This window comes from Undibacterium sp. GW821-FHT11H02, assembly GCF_058808015.1.
The window spans coordinates 21,109-41,567 of record NZ_JBXARG010000002.1 but is presented as its reverse complement, the minus strand read 5'-3'; the positions used below and the strand labels follow the sequence as shown (position 1 = coordinate 41,567).

Annotated in this window: 23 protein-coding genes; 9 read left to right on the top strand and 14 right to left on the bottom strand. The window is 46.8% G+C overall.

Annotated features, from left to right (window positions below; genetic code table 11):
- Positions 1-124: 124 nt before the first annotated feature.
- The 4 genes from AC1RR2_RS02475 to AC1RR2_RS02460 form a co-directional block, all read right to left on the bottom strand.
- Positions 125-850 (bottom strand): LytR/AlgR family response regulator transcription factor, encoded by a 726-nt coding sequence (locus AC1RR2_RS02475; RefSeq protein ID WP_493220726.1) that lies wholly within the window; start codon positions 848-850, stop codon positions 125-127.
- 45 nt (positions 851-895) lie between these two features.
- Complete coding sequence (locus AC1RR2_RS02470) at positions 896-1,957, bottom strand: sensor histidine kinase (RefSeq protein ID WP_493220725.1); 1,062 nt, start codon at positions 1,955-1,957, stop codon at positions 896-898.
- A complete protein-coding gene (locus tag AC1RR2_RS02465) occupies positions 1,957-2,889 on the bottom strand; it encodes a LysR substrate-binding domain-containing protein (RefSeq protein WP_493220724.1) in 933 nt (310 codons plus the stop codon). Before AC1RR2_RS02465 ends, AC1RR2_RS02470 begins: the two co-directional genes overlap by 1 nt.
- 89 nt (positions 2,890-2,978) lie before the next feature.
- The gene (locus AC1RR2_RS02460; RefSeq protein ID WP_493220723.1) at positions 2,979-4,028 is read right to left on the bottom strand and encodes a GGDEF domain-containing protein; all 1,050 of its coding nucleotides are present in this window, start codon (positions 4,026-4,028) and stop codon (positions 2,979-2,981) included.
- A 557-nt stretch (positions 4,029-4,585) separates the two neighbouring features.
- On the opposite strand from AC1RR2_RS02460, the gene ettA reads away from it, so the two are divergent.
- The 3 genes from ettA to AC1RR2_RS02445 are packed head-to-tail and all read left to right on the top strand — an operon-like array spanning position 4,586 to position 7,331.
- Complete coding sequence (ettA, locus tag AC1RR2_RS02455) at positions 4,586-6,253, top strand: energy-dependent translational throttle protein EttA (RefSeq protein WP_186921262.1); 1,668 nt, start codon at positions 4,586-4,588, stop codon at positions 6,251-6,253.
- A 42-nt stretch (positions 6,254-6,295) separates the two neighbouring features.
- Positions 6,296-6,712 (top strand): flagellar basal body-associated FliL family protein, encoded by a 417-nt coding sequence (locus AC1RR2_RS02450; RefSeq protein ID WP_493220722.1) that lies wholly within the window; start codon positions 6,296-6,298, stop codon positions 6,710-6,712.
- Between the two features lie 25 nt (positions 6,713-6,737).
- Complete coding sequence (locus tag AC1RR2_RS02445) at positions 6,738-7,331, top strand: IMPACT family protein (protein WP_493220721.1); 594 nt, start codon at positions 6,738-6,740, stop codon at positions 7,329-7,331.
- On the opposite strand, the gene slmA is transcribed toward AC1RR2_RS02445, so the two are convergent.
- From slmA to argB, 4 genes are all read right to left on the bottom strand, one after another.
- The gene (slmA, locus tag AC1RR2_RS02440) at positions 7,323-7,895 is read right to left on the bottom strand and encodes a nucleoid occlusion factor SlmA (protein WP_493220720.1); all 573 of its coding nucleotides are present in this window, start codon (positions 7,893-7,895) and stop codon (positions 7,323-7,325) included. The two genes, AC1RR2_RS02445 and slmA, sit on opposite strands and share 9 nt — an antisense overlap.
- 23 nt (positions 7,896-7,918) lie before the next feature.
- Positions 7,919-8,617: a pyrimidine 5'-nucleotidase gene (locus AC1RR2_RS02435; RefSeq protein ID WP_493220719.1), complete on the bottom strand. Its 699-nt coding sequence runs from the start codon at positions 8,615-8,617 to the stop codon at positions 7,919-7,921.
- Between the two features lie 280 nt (positions 8,618-8,897).
- Entirely contained in the window at positions 8,898-9,317 is a 420-nt protein-coding gene (locus tag AC1RR2_RS02430) for a hypothetical protein (protein WP_493220718.1), read from the bottom strand.
- 24 nt (positions 9,318-9,341) lie between these two features.
- The gene (gene argB / locus AC1RR2_RS02425; RefSeq protein WP_315484512.1) at positions 9,342-10,265 is read right to left on the bottom strand and encodes an acetylglutamate kinase; all 924 of its coding nucleotides are present in this window, start codon (positions 10,263-10,265) and stop codon (positions 9,342-9,344) included.
- Between the two features lie 91 nt (positions 10,266-10,356).
- Between argB and AC1RR2_RS02420 the strand changes: the two genes are divergently transcribed.
- The 5 genes from AC1RR2_RS02420 (at position 10,357) to AC1RR2_RS02400 (ending at position 13,772) form a co-directional block, all read left to right on the top strand.
- Positions 10,357-10,941, top strand: a complete 585-nt coding sequence (locus AC1RR2_RS02420; protein WP_493220717.1) for a sigma-70 family RNA polymerase sigma factor — start codon at positions 10,357-10,359, stop codon at positions 10,939-10,941.
- 8 nt (positions 10,942-10,949) lie between these two features.
- Complete coding sequence (locus AC1RR2_RS02415; protein WP_493220716.1) at positions 10,950-11,156, top strand: zf-HC2 domain-containing protein; 207 nt, start codon at positions 10,950-10,952, stop codon at positions 11,154-11,156.
- 119 nt (positions 11,157-11,275) lie between these two features.
- Positions 11,276-11,980, top strand: coding sequence for a GTP cyclohydrolase I (gene folE, locus AC1RR2_RS02410; protein WP_493220715.1), 705 nt, complete (start codon positions 11,276-11,278; stop codon positions 11,978-11,980).
- A 159-nt stretch (positions 11,981-12,139) separates the two neighbouring features.
- Complete coding sequence (locus tag AC1RR2_RS02405; protein ID WP_493220714.1) at positions 12,140-12,565, top strand: BLUF domain-containing protein; 426 nt, start codon at positions 12,140-12,142, stop codon at positions 12,563-12,565.
- 124 nt (positions 12,566-12,689) lie between these two features.
- On the top strand, positions 12,690-13,772 hold the full coding sequence (locus AC1RR2_RS02400; protein WP_493220713.1) for an FkbM family methyltransferase: 1,083 nt from the start codon (positions 12,690-12,692) through the stop codon (positions 13,770-13,772).
- A gap of 13 nt (positions 13,773-13,785) precedes the next feature.
- Here the strand turns inward: AC1RR2_RS02400 and AC1RR2_RS02395 are convergent, their stop codons facing one another.
- The 5 genes from AC1RR2_RS02395 to AC1RR2_RS02375 all read right to left on the bottom strand — a co-directional run bounded on the left by AC1RR2_RS02395 (position 13,786) and on the right by AC1RR2_RS02375 (position 18,204).
- Entirely contained in the window at positions 13,786-15,759 is a 1,974-nt protein-coding gene (locus tag AC1RR2_RS02395; RefSeq protein ID WP_493220712.1) for a M48 family metallopeptidase, read from the bottom strand.
- Between the two features lie 54 nt (positions 15,760-15,813).
- Complete coding sequence (locus tag AC1RR2_RS02390) at positions 15,814-16,401, bottom strand: LemA family protein (RefSeq protein WP_493220711.1); 588 nt, start codon at positions 16,399-16,401, stop codon at positions 15,814-15,816.
- Between the two features lie 61 nt (positions 16,402-16,462).
- Entirely contained in the window at positions 16,463-17,134 is a 672-nt protein-coding gene (locus AC1RR2_RS02385; protein ID WP_493220710.1) for a BON domain-containing protein, read from the bottom strand.
- On the bottom strand, positions 17,127-17,723 hold the full coding sequence (locus tag AC1RR2_RS02380; protein ID WP_493220709.1) for a phosphoheptose isomerase: 597 nt from the start codon (positions 17,721-17,723) through the stop codon (positions 17,127-17,129). The genes AC1RR2_RS02385 and AC1RR2_RS02380 overlap by 8 nt, the downstream gene beginning before the upstream one ends.
- Before the next feature lie 91 nt (positions 17,724-17,814).
- A complete protein-coding gene (locus AC1RR2_RS02375) occupies positions 17,815-18,204 on the bottom strand; it encodes a YraN family protein (RefSeq protein ID WP_493220708.1) in 390 nt (129 codons plus the stop codon).
- Positions 18,205-18,298: 94 nt separating this feature from the next.
- On the opposite strand from AC1RR2_RS02375, the gene rsmI reads away from it, so the two are divergent.
- The gene (rsmI, locus tag AC1RR2_RS02370; RefSeq protein WP_493220707.1) at positions 18,299-19,216 is read left to right on the top strand and encodes a 16S rRNA (cytidine(1402)-2'-O)-methyltransferase; all 918 of its coding nucleotides are present in this window, start codon (positions 18,299-18,301) and stop codon (positions 19,214-19,216) included.
- Here the strand turns inward: rsmI and AC1RR2_RS02365 are convergent.
- Positions 19,213-20,352, bottom strand: a complete 1,140-nt coding sequence (locus tag AC1RR2_RS02365) for a septal ring lytic transglycosylase RlpA family protein (RefSeq protein ID WP_493220706.1) — start codon at positions 20,350-20,352, stop codon at positions 19,213-19,215. The genes rsmI and AC1RR2_RS02365 overlap by 4 nt on opposite strands.
- Between the last annotated feature and the right edge of the window lie 107 nt (positions 20,353-20,459).

The following is a 20,459-nucleotide window of genomic DNA, read 5'->3' as shown; positions in this document are numbered from 1 at the left end:
GGATGCAAAATGTATATATTTCATGTCTGATGTTTCACTTACTTGAGGGTGTTGACATACAAATCGGCGCTCACCCTATTCTTGGCAACATCAACACAGACCTGATGTCTACGTGGCACCAGATTCAACAAAGTAACAAAGCTTGCAAAATTTCTTCCCTATATTGACGACTGCAAGGGACTACCGCGCCACTGCGCAAATAAAGATTTCCGTCACCTTTGCCGCTAGCTTCAAAGCGCAGAATTTGATCACGCCGCACCAGATAACTGCGATGGCAACGTGAATATGCTGCCCCCAAACGCAATGCCGTTGCAGCTAAGGTTTGGCGTAACATCGTTGATGCCGTTATCGTATGCAGCAACACATAATTATCGGCAGCTTCGACCCAATGAATATCGGAAATTGGCAGAACCAGCACATGCCCGCGGTCCTGAATAATCAAAGGCGCTAGCTCGACTTGAATACCGGCTTTTTTTTCCGAGATAACTAAAGACTTATTCAGCTTTTGCAAAACGCGCAAAAAGCGTTCCTCGTCATACGGCTTGAGTAAATAGTCAATGGCATTTGCATCAAAAGCTTGCAAGGCAAACTGATCGTAAGCTGTGACAAATACAACTAGGGGTGCAGGCTCAGTCAAGTTTTGAGCGACACTCAGTCCATCCATTTCAGGCATCTGTATGTCTAAGAAAATCACATCATACTGATTTTGCTCGACCAAACTGAGCGCTTCCAGGCCATCACGGGCTTCTGAGATAAACGCAACATTGACATGTGCGGTGACCAGCCGACGTAACTTATCGCGCGCAGGTCGTTCATCATCGACGATTAGAATTCGCAAATTCGGTTTCATACAATTTGCCCATAAGTACTCAAAAAAGTTAGCGTGGGTTTACACCTAAATTTGCGCCTTGATTTGCACTTCAGAACGCACGCCGGCAGGTGAACACTGTTCTATGCGTAGGCTGGCTCGCTCACCGTACATCACCGCCAGGCGTTGACGCAAATTACTCAAACCTATCCCCGCCGGATTGGCACCAAGCTGTCCAGCGTCATCCTCAACAATTAAGCTGAGCGTTTGTTCATGCAAGCTACTGCGAATGAGAATTTTGGTTTGCGCCGAACGCTTTTCTACCGTGTGCTTAAAGGTATTTTCTAACAGCACCTGCAAACACATAGTTGGCACCTGGCACGTCAAACTTTGTGGATCGATTTGCCACGCGATGCTGACTCTATCAACAAAACGCAATTGCATTAATTCGGCATAGGCACGCAACAAATCCAATTCGCGCGCCAAGCTGGTTTCTGTTTGCTCCCCTAGGTCCAAAGTATGACGCAACAATTCAGCCAGGCGACTGAGTGCCGTATCGGCCGACTTCAGGTCAGAATACATCAAGGAAGAAATCGTATTTAGCGCATTGAATAAGAAATGCGGCTGAATTTGTTGACTCAATCTTTGTATGTGGGCTTGCTGTAAAAGTTGTGCAGCACGTTCCGCGTTCGCTTTTTCTTCCACCAAGAACAGGTAAGATTGCACACCAAAAACCACGATATAAAACAAACCAAAAAATATCGATAACTTGATGGTCTCGTAGATAAACACCTCTAGCCAAGGATCATGTGAGTAAGTTTTTCCTATCAAGGCATATAGGCCGTGACGTATAGAAAACGTGACACAAACAAAGCTGATACAAACCAGAGGAAGATAGCTAATCAGGCGCAAAAACCAGCGTCGTGGCGTTTGCAGTAGAGATTTATCGGTCAGTATTGACCACTGCAAATAAAAAATAATAGTCCCAACGAAGGCTGATGAACTTTCCCAAAAAACCGGTTCCCAAAGATGCTGCCCACCATCACGCCGATAGTCCTGAACGGCAACTGCGACCATCAAAGCCCAAAACAGGATAGTGCCGCCGATTACACTTTGCCTGCCAATACGAATTTTATCTGTAGTTTGCATTAGACTAAATTTTGGGTGCCCAGCCATTTGCCGCTCAAGCTTAAGTCGCGACTCAGCTCAATGACCAACTTCTCTACCGCCATCGCGGCATTGGTTAGGGGAATGTTTTTTGATGAGCACAAGACTACGGTGCGCGATAAGCTGACATCGCTAATCGGGCAGGCACGCATTTCACCCCGGTTAATTTCGGCGAGCATAGGTGATATTGGCAATATCGTAGCCCCCAGATCAGCCAGCAGCGCAGACTTCAAAATGGCGATCGAAGTAATATCGATCACATGTTCAGTTCTCAATCCATGATCGCGTACAACCTGTTCTATCCTAGGTCGTACACCGTGCTGTATGCTAGGCAATATCAAGGGGGCTTGTAATGCTTTTTCTAAGCTGATGGATTTACGTTTGCATGCGAATTGAGAATCGGCACGAGTGATATACATCATCTCTTCTTCCACCAAGGCTTTGGTGGTGAATTTGCCTAACTGTCCATCATCAAACAAAATCGCCAGATTCAAACGCCCAGACGCTAATTGCTCAGTCAGATTGCCGGTCAACTCTTCGGTCAATTGAAACACAATATCGGGATATGCCGCACGCACCGCTGTCAAAAGTGGGAGCGCTAGAGCGCCAGATGCGCTCTGGGGGATGCCCAAGGCCACGGTGCCGCTAGGTTTGTCGGTGGTTTGATTGACCGCCGATTTTGCGTCAGCCACTTGCTTCAAAATTGCTAAGGCATGTTCATAGAATATTTTTCCGGCATCGGTCGCCTGCATCCCCTGTGCAGAGCGATGCAAAAGGCTAGTTCCCAGCTCTTCTTCAAGCTGCTGTATCTGTTGAGTTAATGCCGGCTGTACGATATGCAAAACCCGTGCCGCACGAGAAAGAGAACCATGATCAACAATAGCAACAAAGTAGCGAAGTTGACGTAATTCCATAGCTTAAATATTGGCGATTAAGATCGGTAAGCTAACAAGCATAGCGAGGTATGGGCGCTTGAAGTTAAAGGAAACCGAGACCCTGACAATCAGAAGAACTCCACACTATCTTGCGAATGTTCTATATGTAAGGCGCCGGACTGTATCAAATCTTCGTACTGGCAGACGCGATTGCGGCCATTACTTTTCGCAAAGTAAAGTGCTTGATCCGCGCGGCCTATGATACCAACGGCCGGTTCGAAAGGATCTATGTGCGCAAATCCTATGCTAATAGTGACGGTGCCAACTTGAGGGAAAGGATAACGCGCTACGTTTTCACGGAAGCGCTCAAAAATCATCTGGGCATCGTCCTTGCTGGTTGAGCGTAATAAGATCACAAATTCTTCACCACCAAAGCGAAACAATTTATCGCTGGGTCGGAATGAGGAACGCATCAGATTCGCGACCAGAATCAAGACTTCATCGCCGTATAAATGACCGAATTGATCATTCACGCGCTTGAAATGATCGATATCTAACACCGCCAGCCAATGTTGCTTCTCCCGATGACTATCACGACGCTCAGTTTCAACCTGTTCGGCATTGTCATGCGACTGCCTTTGCATACCGGTGCGAATAATTTTTGAAAAATTGTCGTCGAAGGTTTTGCGGTTTAGCAGTCCCGTTAAGGAATCACGTTCGCTGTAATCGAGTAAGTTTTGGAAGTTACGATACACCACCAAAATCCCGCCCATCACTTCTTTGGTATTGGCGGAATACACGGCAGGATTATATATTTCCAAACAAACATTGACCTTGTCATTCATCCAGATAGGCAGCCACACTGTGCGGTTAGCTTTGTCGTCTATATGCTCGATCACATGGTCACGTTGTTTTATGCCGGCAGCCAACTCTGGAAATTGTTCAATTGGAATCTCAGGAACTAAATGTTCCAGATGCTCGTTACCGACTTCTAATTTACCTTCGGCAATCGTAATCTGTGCCTTGACGAATGCGTGCTCGCCTACATGCAGGATATCCAAAACTCTGGCACGTGAAGCCGTGGTGAGCTCACTGAGAGCTGAGATAACGGAGATATTGAGAAGATCGTGATCACGATGTCCTGTTATCTCCATCAAATGTTTAATTATTGATTCCATAAAGACGATCTAGGGAACAGCTTTCAATGAACATGCGAATACTAATGCGTTTTTTCCTAGCTTTTGCAAGCAAACCTAGGCATGGATTTGGTAAGAAGACTATGTATGAGCGATAGCAGCAAATCTGACATGGATTAAATACATTTATCAAATTTACATTTGACAAAAACACACAGCCTGTGACTATACCACTATTTTCTTTTCAATTTAACTATTTACATTTTTCACGCAATCATCTTAACTTTAGCAGGAGATTCTAAGTAAGATTTTCGCTGTATAGATCGCATATATCAAGTAAACGTTGCGCCATAACAAGATCTAAAAAAATAAAGTCTTATTTCGTCAAATTTATTTGACAAATAGCCTTCCACTGGCGACTTTAGGTGCTTCAGTTCGTCTGTCTAAGATGCTTTTAAAAATAAGCATTAATTAAATAGGAAAGCGCCCTCACGAAATTCTGCGCTTTTTGCGGTTTTTTTCTGTTCATAACCCGCGACAAGATGCGTATGAGGTATCCTAGCGACTTCGCATCTTTTCCCTCTATAAAAATCCTAAAAATGGCAAATTACGTCTATACCATGAACCGGGTCGGCAAGATCGTGCCGCCTAAGCGTCAAATTCTGAAAGATATTTCCCTGTCCTTTTTCCCTGGTGCCAAAATCGGTGTACTGGGTCTGAATGGTTCAGGCAAGTCTTCCCTGTTAAAAATCATGGCGGGCATCGATAAAGATATTCAGGGCGAAGCCGTACCTATGCCGAATCTGAATATCGGCTATTTACCGCAAGAACCGCAACTCGATCCTGAGCAGACAGTGCGTGAAGCGGTTGAAGGTGCGCTTGGCGAAGTGTTTGAAGCTAAAGCCAAACTGGAACTTGTGTATGCCGCTTACGCCGAAGAAGATGCTGATTTTGATGCGCTGGCAAATGAACAAGCGCGCTTAGAAGCGATCATTTCGACCTCTGCTGGCGACAATGTGGAATTGCAATTAGAAATGGCGGCCGATGCTTTACGTCTGCCACCTTGGGACGCCAAGATCGGGGTTCTATCTGGCGGTGAAAAACGTCGTGTCGCTTTGTGCCGTTTGTTGTTGTCCAAACCAGACATGCTCTTGCTTGATGAACCGACCAACCATTTGGATGCAGAATCCGTTGATTGGTTAGAGCAATTCTTGTTACGCTTCCCGGGTACTGTGGTGGCGATTACGCATGATCGCTATTTCTTGGACAACGCAGCGGAATGGATTTTGGAACTCGATCGCGGTGCGGGTATTCCGTGGAAAGGTAATTACTCTTCCTGGTTAGATCAAAAACAAGCCCGTTTGAAGCAAGAAGAAGCGACAGAATCGGCTCGTCAACGCGCCTTGCAAAAAGAATTGGAATGGTCACGCCAAAATCCAAAAGCACGTCAGGCCAAGAGCAAAGCACGTTTGGCACGCTTCAATGAAATGAGCGAGCACGAATACCAAAAACGCAATGAAACACAGGAAATTTTTATTCCTGTAGCAGAGCGTTTGGGTAATGAAGTCATTGAATTTAAAAACGTCAGCAAATCCTTCGGCGACCGTCTCTTGATCGACAATCTGAGCTTCAAGATTCCACCTGGCGCTATCGTCGGTATCATTGGCCCGAACGGCGCTGGTAAGTCGACTTTGTTCAAAATGATCAAAGGCATAGAACAGCCTGATAGCGGTGAAGTAGCGCTCGGTCAGACAGCAAAAATCTCGCTGGTTGATCAATCACGCGAAGATCTGGGCAACACCAAAACCGTGTTTGAAGATGTCGCCAATGGCGCCGATATTTTGACAGTTGGTCGTTTTGAAATGCCTTCACGCGCTTACCTTGGTCGCTTCAACTTCAAAGGTGGCGATCAACAAAAAATCGTCGGCAATTTATCCGGCGGTGAACGCGGTCGTTTGCATCTGGCAAAAACTTTGCTGCAAGGCGGCAATGTCTTATTACTCGATGAACCATCGAATGATCTGGACGTAGAAACTTTGCGCGCTTTGGAAGATGCTTTGTTGGAATTCGCTGGCAGCGTGATGGTGATCTCACATGACCGCTGGTTCTTAGATCGTATCGCGACCCATATCCTTGCCTTCGAAGGCGATTCACAAGTCAGTTTCTTCGACGGTAACTACCAAGAATATGAAGCAGATAAAAAGAAGCGTTTGGGTGAAGAAGGTGCGAAACCTAAGCGTATTCGTTACAAGCCTTTGACCGTTTAATTGCGACCATCCATTACTGACCGACTATCTCAGGAGCTAGCCATGCGCAAGACATTCTCTCTCTCTATGTTCATGATCTGCTCACTCCTGAGCATAGCGCTGAGCAGTGGCGTCGCGCACGCAAACGAAAAAGCCAGCGCCAAAGACGGTGCTGGCACACCGACTGCAAAGTTGGATTCCTTTGTGGTCAACCTCGCCAGTTTTGATCGCTATTTGCAGACGGTAGTGACCTTGCAATTAGGCGCATCTGACATTGCGGAAAAAGTAAAAATGTATATGCCCATGGTACGCCATGTCGTGATCATGACGCTGAGCAGCAAAGATTCCAGCGAATTGCAAAGTATAGAAGGCAAAAAAATCTTAATCGATGAACTGAAAACAAAGATTAATCAAGTACTTTCAAGCAAGGGCGACGATGGTGTCAGCGACATTTTTTTTGAAACCTTTGTGATTCAATAATGATGAGCTGGACTCTAGCTTTTTTATGTATCAACTGAAATCAGCAGTTCACGCTGAAATAGAGATTAAGAAAAGCCGTTTTCTCGGTCAACTTTATCCCGTTTATACTCGCATCGAAGCTCAGGCTTTGCTCGCGCAGATCCGGAGTCAACATCCGAATGCCGTGCATGTCTGTTACGTCTTATTATGTGAAGGTGATTCAGGCCTCGATGATGATGGGGAACCATCAGGCACTGCCGCTAAGCCTATGTACAATGTTCTGGTTCACAAAGACTTATTCAATGTACTGGCCGTGGTTGTCAGATACTGGGGCGGCACAAAATTAGGTGCTGGCGGTTTAACCCGCGCTTATGGCCAAGCGATTTCCGATGCATTTAAGTCGGCAGAATTGATCGCGATTGAAGTTTTAAGTGAAATTCAATTAGCCGTTAATTTCGCCGATGAATCGTCATTACGGCGCTTATGCGACAGCTATTCAGCGCATATTCTTGAAGTAAGTTATGGCGATAAAGCCATAGTAAAAATCAAACTCAAAGCCACTGAAGTTGAGCGTTTTTATTTGGAAGCTTTCAATTTAATGCGTGGCGATGTCAAGCGCCTGTCGTCTGACTTAGAGTAACAAAGCCAGTTGCGCGCTGGCGAGTTCGGTCGGACTAGCCTTAAATCCTGTTTTGGCAAAGCGCTGCCAACGTCCAAGTACAAAGATCGTCAGCAAATTTGCCCGCATTGCGATTTCAGCTTCGGCCACTTGGCCTTGCATACCTGCTTGTCGCAAAGCCTGTTTATAAGCAAGCTCAACTCTATCTAAAAATTGATTCATACGTGCTTGCAGGCGCTCATCTTCATTCACCAAGGCATCGCCAATCAGCACTCGCGTCATGCCAGGATTGCGCTCGGCAAAACTAAGCAACATCAAACTGATACTGTGCGCCTGTTCTATGCCATCTTTGTGTTGCAAACTGATTTGATTAATCAAACCAAACACCGTAGATTCAATAAATTCAATCAAGCCCTCGAACATCTGCGCCTTACTGGCAAAGTGCCGGTACAGCGTCGCTTCTGACACGTCAATCTTGGCGGCCAAGGCTGCCGTCGTAATTTTCTCACCCTTAGGGTTTTCTAACATGCCTGCTAAGGCTTGCAGTATCTGGAGCTTGCGCTCGCCGGGTTTCGTGATAGACATAAACTGAACAGGTGAAGTGGCGACTAAAAGGTCCGCAATTGCCTCAAGCGGCGCGGCAACTCAAAGACAGATTTTACTGTGATATCGGCGCTGGCAGAAATACTTTTCTGTCGCACATGTTGTCCGTGACCTGTGACCATCACGGTGCGTATGCCAATTTGTTTGGCAGCAATAATGTTGGCTACACTATCTTCTACCAGAATGCACTGAGCAGCGTGCCAGCCGTGTTGCGCTAAAAGTTTGCGCAAGTATGGTTTGCTGGGCTTGGGGTGTGACTTGCCATGCACACGCATGTTTTCTATGGAGATATGCGCGGCAAAATGGTGCTGTAGTTTGAAGTGTCTGATAGCTTGTTTTGAATAGTCTTGTGGGGCGTTGGTGAATAGAATTTTTTTGCCAGGCAGTCGCGCCAGAATTTTCGACAATCCACGTTCTCGTCTGAGCAGATCGGGTAAGTGATCGAATTTATGGGCTTCACGCAGGAAGTCTTCTTCTTTGACACCGTGGTGGATGACCATGCCTTTTAGCGTTGCGCCGTAACGTTTTAAGTAGCTGATTCTTAGTTGGTCGACTGTTGCTGGGTCTGATGGATGCTTGGCGTCTTTCAACACTTGTGTGATGTAACGTGTCATGTTGTTGGCTATGCTGGGGAAGACTGCTGCACTGGCATTGTGTAGGGTGTTGTCTAGGTCGAATAGCCAGATGGGTTGGTTTGCTTGCATTTGGTGTTGGCTTTACGTTTTGAGCAAAGCTGATCGTTCACAGGTCGGGGGTGGCCCGACAGCCACATCCTTTCTTTGCTTCGCCAAAGAAAGGATGCAAAGAAAGGCGACCGCGCTGTCGCTGCCCTTCGGGTTCCCAATTCTGCATGACAAAAAATGGGAAAGCTTCGAAACTCGCTTCGCTCAAACAACGAAGCTTTCTTTTTCCATTTTCTGCCACGCAAAATTGGCATCGCCAGAAGCGGAAAAAACTATCCTCAAGCGTCAATAGAAAAATTACTTACATCAAATTTTCAAAAGTCTTTGTTTGACTCTCTGGCTCATATTTCTCACGCAACTCAAAGTATGTTCGCTTGCAGTGCTCAAAATAAGTTTGCTCGTTATAAGCTCTTTCCTCTGCTTCCTCACCACTGATAATTGGATCTGCGACGTCAACATCCACAATTTCAATGATGACTCTATCACCTAATTTCAAGTCATGATTGTCTAACCAAACCAAGTGTTCATCCTTAGTACTATCTATTCTCGACGTCAGTCCACCAAGTCGAAACATAAATTCCTGAGTATCGTCACCACTTGGTGGGTTCGTTGCATCTCCCAACTTTCCAGAACAAGTCAGTATCGCAGACAACACAGAGAGGTCATCTGCACCTCCAACTATGGATTCACTATTATTAATTTGAACTTTGAGACCATACATACCAAAAACCCCAAAAAATAGATCTTAATGTGATCGAATCATCGTACCAAAAGCCTGCTCAGTCAAAATTTCTAGTAACAAAGAATGCGGAATGCGTCCATCAATGATATGCACAGTATTCACACCCGATTTCGCAGCGTCTAAAGCGGAAGAAATCTTCGGTAACATACCGCCTGAGATGGTGCCGTCTGCGAACATTTCGTCGATTTCTCTGGCGGATAAGTCGGTGACCAAGTTGCCTTGTTTGTCTAAGACACCGGGGATATTGGTCATCATGATCAGCTTTTCAGCTTTCAGGATTTCAGCGATTTTTCCTGCAACTAAGTCGGCATTGATGTTGTAGGCTTGACCATCTTCACCGAAACCGATAGGGGAAATGATAGGGATGAAGGCGTCGTCTTGCAGGGCTTTGACTACCGCTGGATTGATCGCGTCGATTTCACCGACAAAGCCGATGTCTAAAAATTCACCTGGGTTTTCGCGGTCTGGCATTTTCATTTTGCGGGCGCGGATTAAGCCGCCGTCTTTGCCGGTTAAACCTACTGCTTGACCGCCGTAGTGGTTGATCAGCATGACGATGTCTTGTTGCACTTCACCGCCCAGTACCCATTCCACGACTTCCATGGTTTCTTCGTCGGTGATACGCATGCCTTGGACGAAGGTGCCTTGCTTGCCGACTTTTTTCAGGGCGTTGTCGATTTGTGGGCCGCCGCCGTGGACTACGACAGGATTCATACCAACTAACTTGAGCAAAATCACGTCACGGGCGAAGCCGTGTTTTAAGCGTTCTTCCGTCATTGCGTTACCGCCGTATTTGACAACGATGGTTTTGCCGTGAAATTTGCGTATGTATGGCAATGCTTCGGCCAAAATTTCTGCTTTAATTTCCGCATCGACGCCAGCTAAGCGATCGGATGTTTCGTGAAGCGTGTTTGTCGTAATGCTCATATTAAGGTTATCCTATGAAGTATCGAGGTCTTAGCCTGAATTTTACAGGCAAAAGCGATGCCCGTTAAAACCTGATCAGGTATTTTTATTTATGTCCCACATTGCGGAATTACATCAACAATTAGAGATCATGCGCCCAGCCTTGCAGCGCTTTGCTTTGCTGCAGCTAAGAAATGCCGTGCATGCCGAAGATGCGGTGCAGGAAACCTTGCTAGCAGTGCTAGAGAAGCCTGACAATTTCAGCGGCAAATCCAGCTTGCGTACTTATGTGATTGGCATTTTGAAGTTCAAAATTATTGATTTTCTGAGAGCAGGAAATCGTGAGGCGCAATTCGCCGATTTTGCCGGCGAAGATCAATCCGATGACGATATTGTCGATCATTTATTTAATGCTAACGGACACACAATCGAAGTCGCCAGCGCCTGGGGGGTGCCAGAGGCTAGCCTGCAACAGCAAGACTTTTTCAAAACTTTAGAAATTTGCTTGGAAAAATTACCTGCACAAACCGCACGGGTATTTATGATGCGAGAATGGCTGGAGTTATCGACAGAAGAAATTTGTAAGGATTTGGGATTAACTACGTCTAATCTGTGGGTTCTGCTCTATCGTGCACGCCTGCGTTTGCGAGAATGCCTGGAACTCAACTGGTTTGCTCACACATCTTCTGAAAGATAGGCTTTTTTATGTTTTTCCTCTACAACTGCCGACAAGCACATCAGAAACTATCTGAGGACTTGGATAGAAAACTAAGTCTGACCGAGCGCACACAATTAAGCCTGCATCTGAGTATGTGTAAGTCTTGCAGCAATTTTCGTACGCAAATGCGGACGATCAGGATGGCGATGCAGCAAATGGCCAAGGGTAAGTCTGCGGATAAAGACCCGTCCTAATTCTTGCATTATTGACTTAGTTGAACCGCTAAAAACACTCAGGCGCAAAACATAAGCGCGGTGATTCAGTTACCATATCAACTTCTTGCATTTTGGCGCCTACGCCGATTGGATACATAATGCCGACTGATTCTCAATATCAAGCAGTTCCCACCGTTCCTGTCTCACAACGCATACGAGAACGCATAGTCAAAGCCAAAGTCCGTTATCACGCCAATGACAATATTGCCGATTTCATAGAGCCAGGTGAACTTGAGCAGTTATTAGCCGAAGTGGAAGGCAAACTGCGTGGCGTACTTGAAAGTCTGGTGATCGATACCGCCAGCGATCACAATACTTTAGATACCGGACGTCGTGTGGCCAAGATGTATTTAAATGAAATCTTCAAAGGTCGCTATCTGCCTATGCCACCTGTGACGGAATTTCCAAATGCCTCGCATTTGAATGAATTGATGATCATAGGTCCGATTACCGTACGTTCCGCGTGTTCGCATCATCTGTGCCCTATCATAGGCAAGGTATGGATAGGTGTCATGCCAAATGAGCACTCGAATCTGATCGGCTTGTCCAAATACGCCCGTATTGCCGACTGGATTATGAGTCGTCCGCAAATACAAGAGGAAGCGGTGGTGCAACTCGCCGATACCTTACAAGAAAAAATGCAGCCAGATGGTTTGGCGGTCGTGATGGAAGCTGACCACTTCTGTATGCATTGGCGTGGCGTGAAAGATATGGATTCAAAAATGATCAATAGCGTGATGCATGGTTCGTTCCTGAAAGATCCCAATTTGCGCCGCGAATTTTTGTCACTGATTAAAAAATAATGGGACTTACTCAAAATTGCGCTGGCAGGGAGTGGAGCTTAAGACAGTGCAGTTGCACGGCGCGACCAACACAACAACGCCAGCGTCAGTTTTGCCTAAGTCCTAAAATAAGTAATCAACAACGATAGCTACAACACCAACCGTGATAGGGAACCCAGAATGCTAGTCCGTCTTTTATATGCCAGCCGCGCCGTCGACGGCAATTTGAGTGACACCGTACAAAACATCATGCAACAATCGCGCGATCATAATCCACAGCATGGAATTACCGGCATCCTCTGCCACAGCGATCAAGTGTTCATGCAAGTTTTAGAAGGTGGGCGCGAAGCGATTAATACACTGTATGGCCACATTTTGCGCGACCCTCGTCACACCGATGTGGTCTTATTAGACTACGAAGAAATCAGCCAGCGCCGTTACGCGGGCTGGACTATGGGTCAAGCGAATTTAGGCAAAATCAATCCCTCCATTCTGTTGAAATATTCCGCACTGCCGGAACTAAATCCACACCGTATGTCGGGCAAAATGTCGCTGGCCTTGATCGAAGAATTAATGGCGACTGCGGCAATCGTCGGACGTGCCTAAGCAAGATTTTATAGCCTTAAGCAGCTGTAGCAAATTGAAACCCTGAACTCAGACTAGGCAAAATAGTCTGAGACGATGGCTGGGTATTACTCCCCGAATCACTCCTGAAATGAGCGTGCCTTAAATGTTTTTTAAAAATTTCTTTTCTAAGCAAAAAACAGACACCCAGCTACTCTCAACACCCGCAATAGCGAAAACCATCCATGCCAAGGTTGGTGCCAACGCCATAGCTCAATTTGCTGATTGGGAATATGCAGAAACAAGCACGTCAGAAGATATTTTCCATTGCTTTCGCTTGATTTTAGGACGTGCGCCAAATCGTGAAGAGTGGCCGGGGCACAGCTCACAAGTAGGTAAGCCTCTCGATCCCGTAGTGGCTAGCTATCTCAATTCGCTAGAGTTCGCGCAGCGCCAAGAAAAGCTTATCAGCAAACGCAAGCTAACTGAGGTTGAACATATCCGTATCAATAATGTTGACATGATCGTCAATCCACAAGATTTAGATGTGGGAATACCTTTAATCAATGGTGAATACGAGCCCCACGTCACATCCGTTTTTCGGCAACAGATCACTCATAGGAAAATGAATATTATTGATCTAGGCGCAAACATAGGCTATTTCACGATGCTGGCCGCCTCTCTGGTAGATCAAGATGCGAAAGTGTTTGCAGTAGAACCTAGCTCGGACAATGTGAAGCTCATAGAATTAAGCCGACGCCAGAACAACTTTAACCATATTCAGATTATCAATACCGCTGTAGGCGAAGACATCGGCATTCTGGTTTTGAATGGATCTTACAGTAATGGTACAACCGCTAGCTTATCGAATGATGTGCAAGCGGTATTGGAAAGCACGGTAGTGCCTTGCCTTCCCTTAGATCATATGATTCCTTCAGATATGCAGATTGATCTGATTAAAATTGATGTAGAAGGATTCGAGTACCGTGCTTTGTTAGGTGCCAAACGCATATTGAGTACCTGGCATCCTATTATTGTCAGCGAATTTAGCCCTGACTTCATGCCACTCACAGGGAAGAACGACGGCAGAACCTATTTGCGATACTTGTTTGAGTTTGGCTATCAGGCGGAGATCATTGAGAATGACGGCAGGCTCATGATGGCGGGTCAAGATGTGGAGATGATTATGGCGTATTACGAAGCATCCGGTGGAGATCATATAGACCTGCTACTGCGTTATCAAGCATAAGCCAACTGACATTTTACAAGGCTGGCATTTCCAACATTTCGGGCAAAGGTGCGTCGAGCGCTGCACAAATACTGCGCAATAAATCGGCCCCTTCGCTACTCAATTTTTCCGCGTTGACTTTTAACATCAGACGTATCACAAAAGGCTTAGCCAAGGGCGCGAGCTGTTGAAATTTATCCAAAGCCTGCTTCACCTCAAAGAAATCTAAAGCCTCACGCGTAACGAACTGTGCCGTCGTCAAACCTAGTTCCGGCATACTATTGACTGATCGCAAATACGCCTGCTGCGCACTTTCTCCGGCGAACTCTGTGGTCGCCATCAAGGACACCAGCAAGCCTGTTTCCGCTTTCAATTGCGCCAAATGCGTATATTTCACCCCAACTTCACGTCCTGCGAGAGGACTAAGCCGGCGTTGCAAAATGGTTTGCAATACAAACTCCGACTGAGTGACGATTTGGTCGGCGGCAATCAAACGTGCGGCTATCCCTAGTAACTGTTGACGTTGTTCAGGATTTAAAAGTTTTAAGGCAGGCATCGCCAAATCAAGTATAGACAGACGCAAATTGGATGACGTGGTTTCCAGCGTTTCATGCAAGAGCGTGACTAATGCGCATTGCTGCGCAAGCGATTGACGCAAGATCTCTTTTTGCATTTCATAGCTAGCGATATCTTTACGGTCTAGCAATAACGCATACACCAGAGCACTTGCGGCTTGGGGATTTCGTGCAGCTTGCACTATCTCTGCCGGAATCTGTACGCTCGCGGCCATCGCAATTGAGCTACCGCTAGCGGGCTTCTCAAGCGGACGATAACCAAATCCTGGATGAAAGCCCAACGGTGAAACCTGCAATGGTGAAGGCAAACCAGTAGGACTAGTATTGAAATTAGTGTTATTCCCAGCGCCTGCGGCAAAACCCATCGCAGAGGTGGGATTGACGACTTCTTCGACTATCTCATCCGCATCTAAATATCCCACACTACGTCCATACAGGCGTTGCAAACGTGTCTCTATCGGTGGATGCGTCGCAAATAATCCGGACAACAAGTTAGGTCGCGCAGCGCCCAAAAACATGTGGGATAGCTGCTCGGCATTATGATGTTTAATTCGAGAACCGCATTTATTCTCGCGCGTAAGCCCACCTATTTTACGTAAAGCACCGCCTATACCGTCGGGATTTCTAGTGAATTGCACCGCGCTCGCATCAGCCAAAAATTCGCGTTGTCGCGACACCGCCGATTTAATCAGACGACCAAAGAAAACGCCGATGTAGCCAATCACAAATAAGGCGACACCGAAGACAATAAAAATTAATTGTAAAGGCGGCCCTTTCTCATCGCGACTGCGTGAGCCTCCCATGCGCATACCGATGTCTAGCAGAGTCTGACCAAAACTCGCTAACATTTGTATGCCGAACAAAACGCCTATCAGTTTGACGTTCATACGCATATCACCATTCAGGATATGACTAAATTCATGTCCTATCACGCCTTGTAATTCATCACGACTAAGGCGTGACAAAGTGCCGCGTGTAACAGCCACGACTGCTTCATTCTGATGATAACCGGCAGCAAAGGCATTAATCGCATCTTCATCATCCATCACGTAGACACGAGGACAAGCGATACCCGATGCGAGTGCCATTTCTTCGACGATATTCAGCAATCGACGCTCTTGCAATTCACGCGAATCTGGTGAGACCAAACGTCCACCCGCCATGCGCGCTACCGCATCACCACCGTCTTTCAGGCGCGACATTTCAAATAGCGTGCCGCCTCCTATAAATAACAAGACCACGCCCGTATTAGTCAGAAAGAAAAAGCGCGGATACAGATGTGCCCCCGCCAGTGGTTGTCCTTTCATCCATATCCACAACAGCGCCAGCGTAAAATTCACGGCCAACACGATCGCGATCACCGCCAGCGCAAATAAGAATAATAATTTCTTACTCTCTTTATGCGCCTGGGCTTGATGTTCAAAAAAGTTCATGGACTTTAGTCAGTGTGCGAAGTCATCTTATAAATCAGTAAATGAGTCGCTGATTTAAAACGATACTTTGACGGCTTTACGCTCTTCCGGTGCTTCGGTCGCTTGCAATAGCTCGCCCGTTTTAAAGCCGAACATGCCTGCAAAAATATTGCCAGGAAATTGTTCGCAGGCAGTGTTGTATTGCATGACGCTATCGTTGTAAGCCTGACGTGCGAAAGAAATTTTGTTTTCGGTGCTGGTCAATTCTTCCGTCAGCTGCAGCATGTTTTCATTGGCTTTGAGGTCAGGATAGGCTTCTGACAAGGCAAACATTTTTCCCAAAGACGACGCCAGTGCGCCTTCCGCATTGGATAATTGATGCACTGCGGCCGCATTGGCTGGATCGACCGCAACCTGTGCATTCGCCGTCACCGCTTGATTGCGCGCCGCAATGACTGCTTCCAGTGTTTCGCGTTCATGCTTCATATAGCCTTTAGCGACTTCCACCAGATTGGGGATCAAGTCGTAACGACGTTTCAACTGCACGTCGATCTGCGCAAACCCATTTTTAAAACGATTACGGAAACTGACCAAATTATTATAGGTACTAATGGCCCAAAAAATCAGCGCACCCACGATAAGTAAAAAAATAATGAATCCCATATCATTCTCCTGAAAAAAAGAGCTGCGAATCCTCATTCTGCAGCTCTATACAATTGATGGCTTACTTAGATTCTTCGTTCAAATCCACCTTACTCGGGGTTGCCAGCATGCTTTTCAATTCATCTTCTGTGATGTATTCAAATACTTTCACCACTTTTCGTACTCCGCTTACCCCAGCCGCCACGCGGGCAGCGAGATCACCTTCACGGTGGGTAACCCGACCCATCAAAAATACCGTGTTCGCTTCTGTCACTACTTTGAATGCGCTACTGTATAAATCTTTGGTGTCAACGAAAGAAGCCTTCACTTTGGTTGTGATAACTGCATCAGAGGATCGCGATGAAAAATTCGATAAGCCCGCCACCATAATCTCATTTTGAATCGTCATCACACCTTGTATGCCCTTGACTTCTCGTTCAGCTGTCGCTTTCGCCGCTTCATCCGCCACCTCACCAGTCAATAAAGCGCGGCGATTGAAGCTATTCACATTCACATGCGCTGCATCACCTAATGCACGTTTGACTGCCATCTCGCCTTTCAGGACGATGGCTTTATCTTCAGTTTGTGCGCCAAACGTGCGTCTATCGGTCGCAGCCAGAGTTCCCATCACAGCACTACCTACGACTACCGCGACACAAGCCTGCAAACTCAGCAAAGCGGCACTCGAAAGACTCAACACCAGTAGCGGGCGAGCCAAACGTTTTACCAAAGGACTCCAAACAGATTTATTCATCTGCATCACCTCCAAATAGGGCGGCATCAATGCCGTCACACATACAGTGTATGGTTAATAAATGTACTTCTTGAATTCTTGCGGTGCGGTCGTGCGGCACACAAATATGAACATCGGCATCAGTCAGGCAAGAGCGCATCTCGCCGCCACCTTTGCCAGTTAAAGCGATGACACGCATATCACGCTCCAAGGCGGCATTCACGGCATTCAAGACACTCAGCGAGTTACCGGAAGTCGTGATCGCCAACAAAATATCGCCAGCCTGGCCGAAAGCCTGGACTTGCTTGGAGAATACCTCTTGAAAACTATAGTCGTTGGCAATCGCAGTCATGATAGACGTATCAGTGGTCAAAGCCAAAGCCGGTAGCGGCAATCGTTCACGCTCGAAACGACCGACAAGTTCGGCAGCGAAATGCTGACAATCTGCGGCTGAACCACCATTACCACAGGCCAGAATCTTATTACCATTCGACAAGGCGGTGAACATCAGTTCTATCGCTTGTTCGATGGGATCGGCAAGCAATTCGGCTGAAATCATTTTGAGTTCTGCACTTTCCTGAAAGTGCGAAAGAATGCGTGGATTTTTCATAGTGCGGCGATTATAACTTGAGCAAGGAGAAAGTACGCGAACCGAAGGCAGGTAATATTTTCAATTATCTACCACCATCAGATTTTCTATCCTAAATGATATCTTTTAACCAAAGTAATTGTCCGGCTTCAATAGCAACCAGATCGAAACGACAAGCAGGTAGAGGTTTTATCGTTTGCAAATAGACCTGAGCAGCATGGGTCAAGCTTCTTTGCTTGCTCGGTGTGACACTCGCCAAAGCACCTCCAAATTGAGCGCTACCGCGTTTTCGCACCTCGACAAAGACCAGATGTTGACGGTCACGCATAATCAAATCGATTTCACCGCCCTTACACAGAAAATTGCGCTGCACTAGTTGTAAGCCTTGCGCTAACAAATAATGCAAAGCCTGATCCTCCCCGGCATCGCCCGTCTCTTGTTTACTGGTACGAGGCCGCCCCAATGTAGATAAGTTCTTTGTCAGCCAATTTGATTCTGTCATAGCGTACAATCCCAATAAAGTATTTGCGGCATGACTGCCGCCAGCAACACATTTGCTTGCGATACATCCGTCACACATAAAACCTACACGCGATATGCCAACCGACAATCTCACTGCCATTCATCCCACCGCCTTATTGGAAGCCGTCGCTCAGCAAAGCTATCCTACTGCGAGTCTATATGTCGTGGCAACGCCTATCGGCAATAGCGCCGACATCTCACTGCGCGCTTTGCACGTACTGGCAATAGCGGATGCGGTGGCCTGTGAAGATACACGGAATACCGCACAGCTAATGACACGCTATGGTTTGCATAAAAATTTAATCGCAGCGCATCAGCATAATGAACACGAAGTGGCAGAAAAAATTGTTGGCCGACTACAAGCGGGCGAAAGAATTGCCTTGGTCTCCGACGCCGGTACGCCAGCAGTATCGGATCCGGGGGCGATTATTGTCGACGCTGTGCGCGCTGCGGGATTGCGTGTCATCCCTTTACCCGGTGCCTCTGCGGCGATCAGCGCCTTGTCCGTCAGCGGCCTGATTAATGATCAGTTTTATTTTGTCGGCTTTCTGCCTAGCAAAGCAGGACAGCGTGATGTGGTTCTACAAAACCTCTCAGCTATTCCGGCGAGTTTGATTTTTTATGAAGCGCCGCATCGCATTTTGGAAAGTGCAGCTGCCCTATGCAATGCGTTTGGTGAGCAACGCAGGGTGGTATTTGCACGCGAACTGACCAAATTATTTGAGGAAGTGCATCGCTGCACTTTAGGTGAAGCAGCTAGCTGGCTGGCGCAAGACACGCATAGAGAGAAAGGCGAATATGTGGTGCTAGTTGAAGGTGCCACAAGCGATGCCGACGGAGACGATCTGGAAGCAAAACGCGTACTGAGCATCTTGTTAGAAGAACTTTCAGTCAAACAAGCGGCAGCATTAGCCGCTCAAATCACAGGACAAAAGAAAAACGCCTTATACCAAATCGCGTTAGAAATGAAAAATCAGCAGAATCTAGATTAACGGCTAATCACGATAGGTTTCGCGCCACCCAAAGCCAATTGCTGCGCCACTTGCAGTGCTGCATCACGTGTCGCAAATGGGCCGCTCTGCAAACGATATAAACTGCCTTGTTGTACGACTTCAAATTGCATTTCGCGTGCGGCTGACTGGTCGCGTAAGATTTGTTTCAATTGCGTCATACTGGCTTCGGCATTGGCACGAATCGCAAAAGCAGCAAATTGCAAATAAAATGCAGCGCCTGTATGTTCAGCGCGGGACGTATTCGATGCCGCAGAGCTCAACCCTGTATTAGCTACAACATCAGTTACCGCTTCCGTCTGCATTTTACGTTCTTGAGCTGCGATCAGATTTTCTAAGGCGGGTCTATCAGTCTCTGCCTTCGCCGCTACCACAGGAGCACCATTTGTTGCTGCATTCACTGACTCACGGGCTGGTGCAAATGCAATTTGATTCGTCCGGTTCTCGGCCATCTTAGCGATATCCTCAGGCAGTAAGCGTTCAAGTTCCACTTCACTACTGCCCTTACCCAAATAGCCCAGTTTCAGAGCTGCGGTATAGGACAAATCCATAATCCGACTGGAATGGAAAGGCCCACGGTCATTAATTCTGACGATAATTTGTTTGCCATTACTTAAATTGGTCACACGGGCATAGGAAGGTATGGGCAAAATTGGATGTGCGGCGGTGATCTGATACATATCATACGGTTCACCCGATGAAGTACGTTTGCCGTGAAATTTTTTACCATACCAACTGGCTATCCCGCGTTGCTTAAATGGCGTCGTCGCATCAACAATTGGCGTGTAGGTTTTGCCAAAAACCTTATAGGGTTTATTCCCCGTGCGTGAATAGGCCTCTACAACAGGGATGGGATCGACGGTCGATTCCAAATCAGGAGGAATGCTGTCTCCCGGACCATCATCTTGATAATAAGCACCGCGCCCAGAGTTCGCCTTTGGCAGGACGGGTGCGGTGCTGACTGTTTTTACAGCTGCCGTTGCCGGCACCGACGTCTTTGTTTCGGTCTTCACGGACTCTGATTTGCTAGCAATAGATTTCGGCGCACTGCCACATGCATTCAAAAACAATACCAACAACAAACCCGCAATGGCATAACAAAATTTCAGTAGGTTCACGAGCTTCTCGTTCATCCGAGATTTTCCATTAGGATTTGAGATTACGAGGGACGCACTTTTCGAGGCAGTTTTGGTGCGAATGAGGCACCAATAGCGAGCTATTGGCA

Coding starts and splice junctions, on each gene's coding strand:
- AC1RR2_RS02475 (WP_493220726.1), bottom strand. CDS start 850: ATGAAACCGAATTTGCGAATTCTAATCGTCGATGATGAACGACCTGCG.
- AC1RR2_RS02470 (WP_493220725.1), bottom strand. CDS start 1,957: ATGCAAACTACAGATAAAATTCGTATTGGCAGGCAAAGTGTAATCGGC.
- AC1RR2_RS02465 (WP_493220724.1), bottom strand. CDS start 2,889: ATGGAATTACGTCAACTTCGCTACTTTGTTGCTATTGTTGATCATGGT.
- AC1RR2_RS02460 (WP_493220723.1), bottom strand. CDS start 4,028: ATGGAATCAATAATTAAACATTTGATGGAGATAACAGGACATCGTGAT.
- ettA (WP_186921262.1), top strand. CDS start 4,586: ATGGCAAATTACGTCTATACCATGAACCGGGTCGGCAAGATCGTGCCG.
- AC1RR2_RS02450 (WP_493220722.1), top strand. CDS start 6,296: ATGCGCAAGACATTCTCTCTCTCTATGTTCATGATCTGCTCACTCCTG.
- AC1RR2_RS02445 (WP_493220721.1), top strand. CDS start 6,738: ATGTATCAACTGAAATCAGCAGTTCACGCTGAAATAGAGATTAAGAAA.
- slmA (WP_493220720.1), bottom strand. CDS start 7,895: ATGTCTATCACGAAACCCGGCGAGCGCAAGCTCCAGATACTGCAAGCC.
- AC1RR2_RS02435 (WP_493220719.1), bottom strand. CDS start 8,617: ATGCAAGCAAACCAACCCATCTGGCTATTCGACCTAGACAACACCCTA.
- AC1RR2_RS02430 (WP_493220718.1), bottom strand. CDS start 9,317: ATGTATGGTCTCAAAGTTCAAATTAATAATAGTGAATCCATAGTTGGA.
- argB (WP_315484512.1), bottom strand. CDS start 10,265: ATGAGCATTACGACAAACACGCTTCACGAAACATCCGATCGCTTAGCT.
- AC1RR2_RS02420 (WP_493220717.1), top strand. CDS start 10,357: ATGTCCCACATTGCGGAATTACATCAACAATTAGAGATCATGCGCCCA.
- AC1RR2_RS02415 (WP_493220716.1), top strand. CDS start 10,950: ATGTTTTTCCTCTACAACTGCCGACAAGCACATCAGAAACTATCTGAG.
- folE (WP_493220715.1), top strand. CDS start 11,276: ATGCCGACTGATTCTCAATATCAAGCAGTTCCCACCGTTCCTGTCTCA.
- AC1RR2_RS02405 (WP_493220714.1), top strand. CDS start 12,140: ATGCTAGTCCGTCTTTTATATGCCAGCCGCGCCGTCGACGGCAATTTG.
- AC1RR2_RS02400 (WP_493220713.1), top strand. CDS start 12,690: ATGTTTTTTAAAAATTTCTTTTCTAAGCAAAAAACAGACACCCAGCTA.
- AC1RR2_RS02395 (WP_493220712.1), bottom strand. CDS start 15,759: ATGAACTTTTTTGAACATCAAGCCCAGGCGCATAAAGAGAGTAAGAAA.
- AC1RR2_RS02390 (WP_493220711.1), bottom strand. CDS start 16,401: ATGGGATTCATTATTTTTTTACTTATCGTGGGTGCGCTGATTTTTTGG.
- AC1RR2_RS02385 (WP_493220710.1), bottom strand. CDS start 17,134: ATGAATAAATCTGTTTGGAGTCCTTTGGTAAAACGTTTGGCTCGCCCG.
- AC1RR2_RS02380 (WP_493220709.1), bottom strand. CDS start 17,723: ATGAAAAATCCACGCATTCTTTCGCACTTTCAGGAAAGTGCAGAACTC.
- AC1RR2_RS02375 (WP_493220708.1), bottom strand. CDS start 18,204: ATGACAGAATCAAATTGGCTGACAAAGAACTTATCTACATTGGGGCGG.
- rsmI (WP_493220707.1), top strand. CDS start 18,299: ATGCCAACCGACAATCTCACTGCCATTCATCCCACCGCCTTATTGGAA.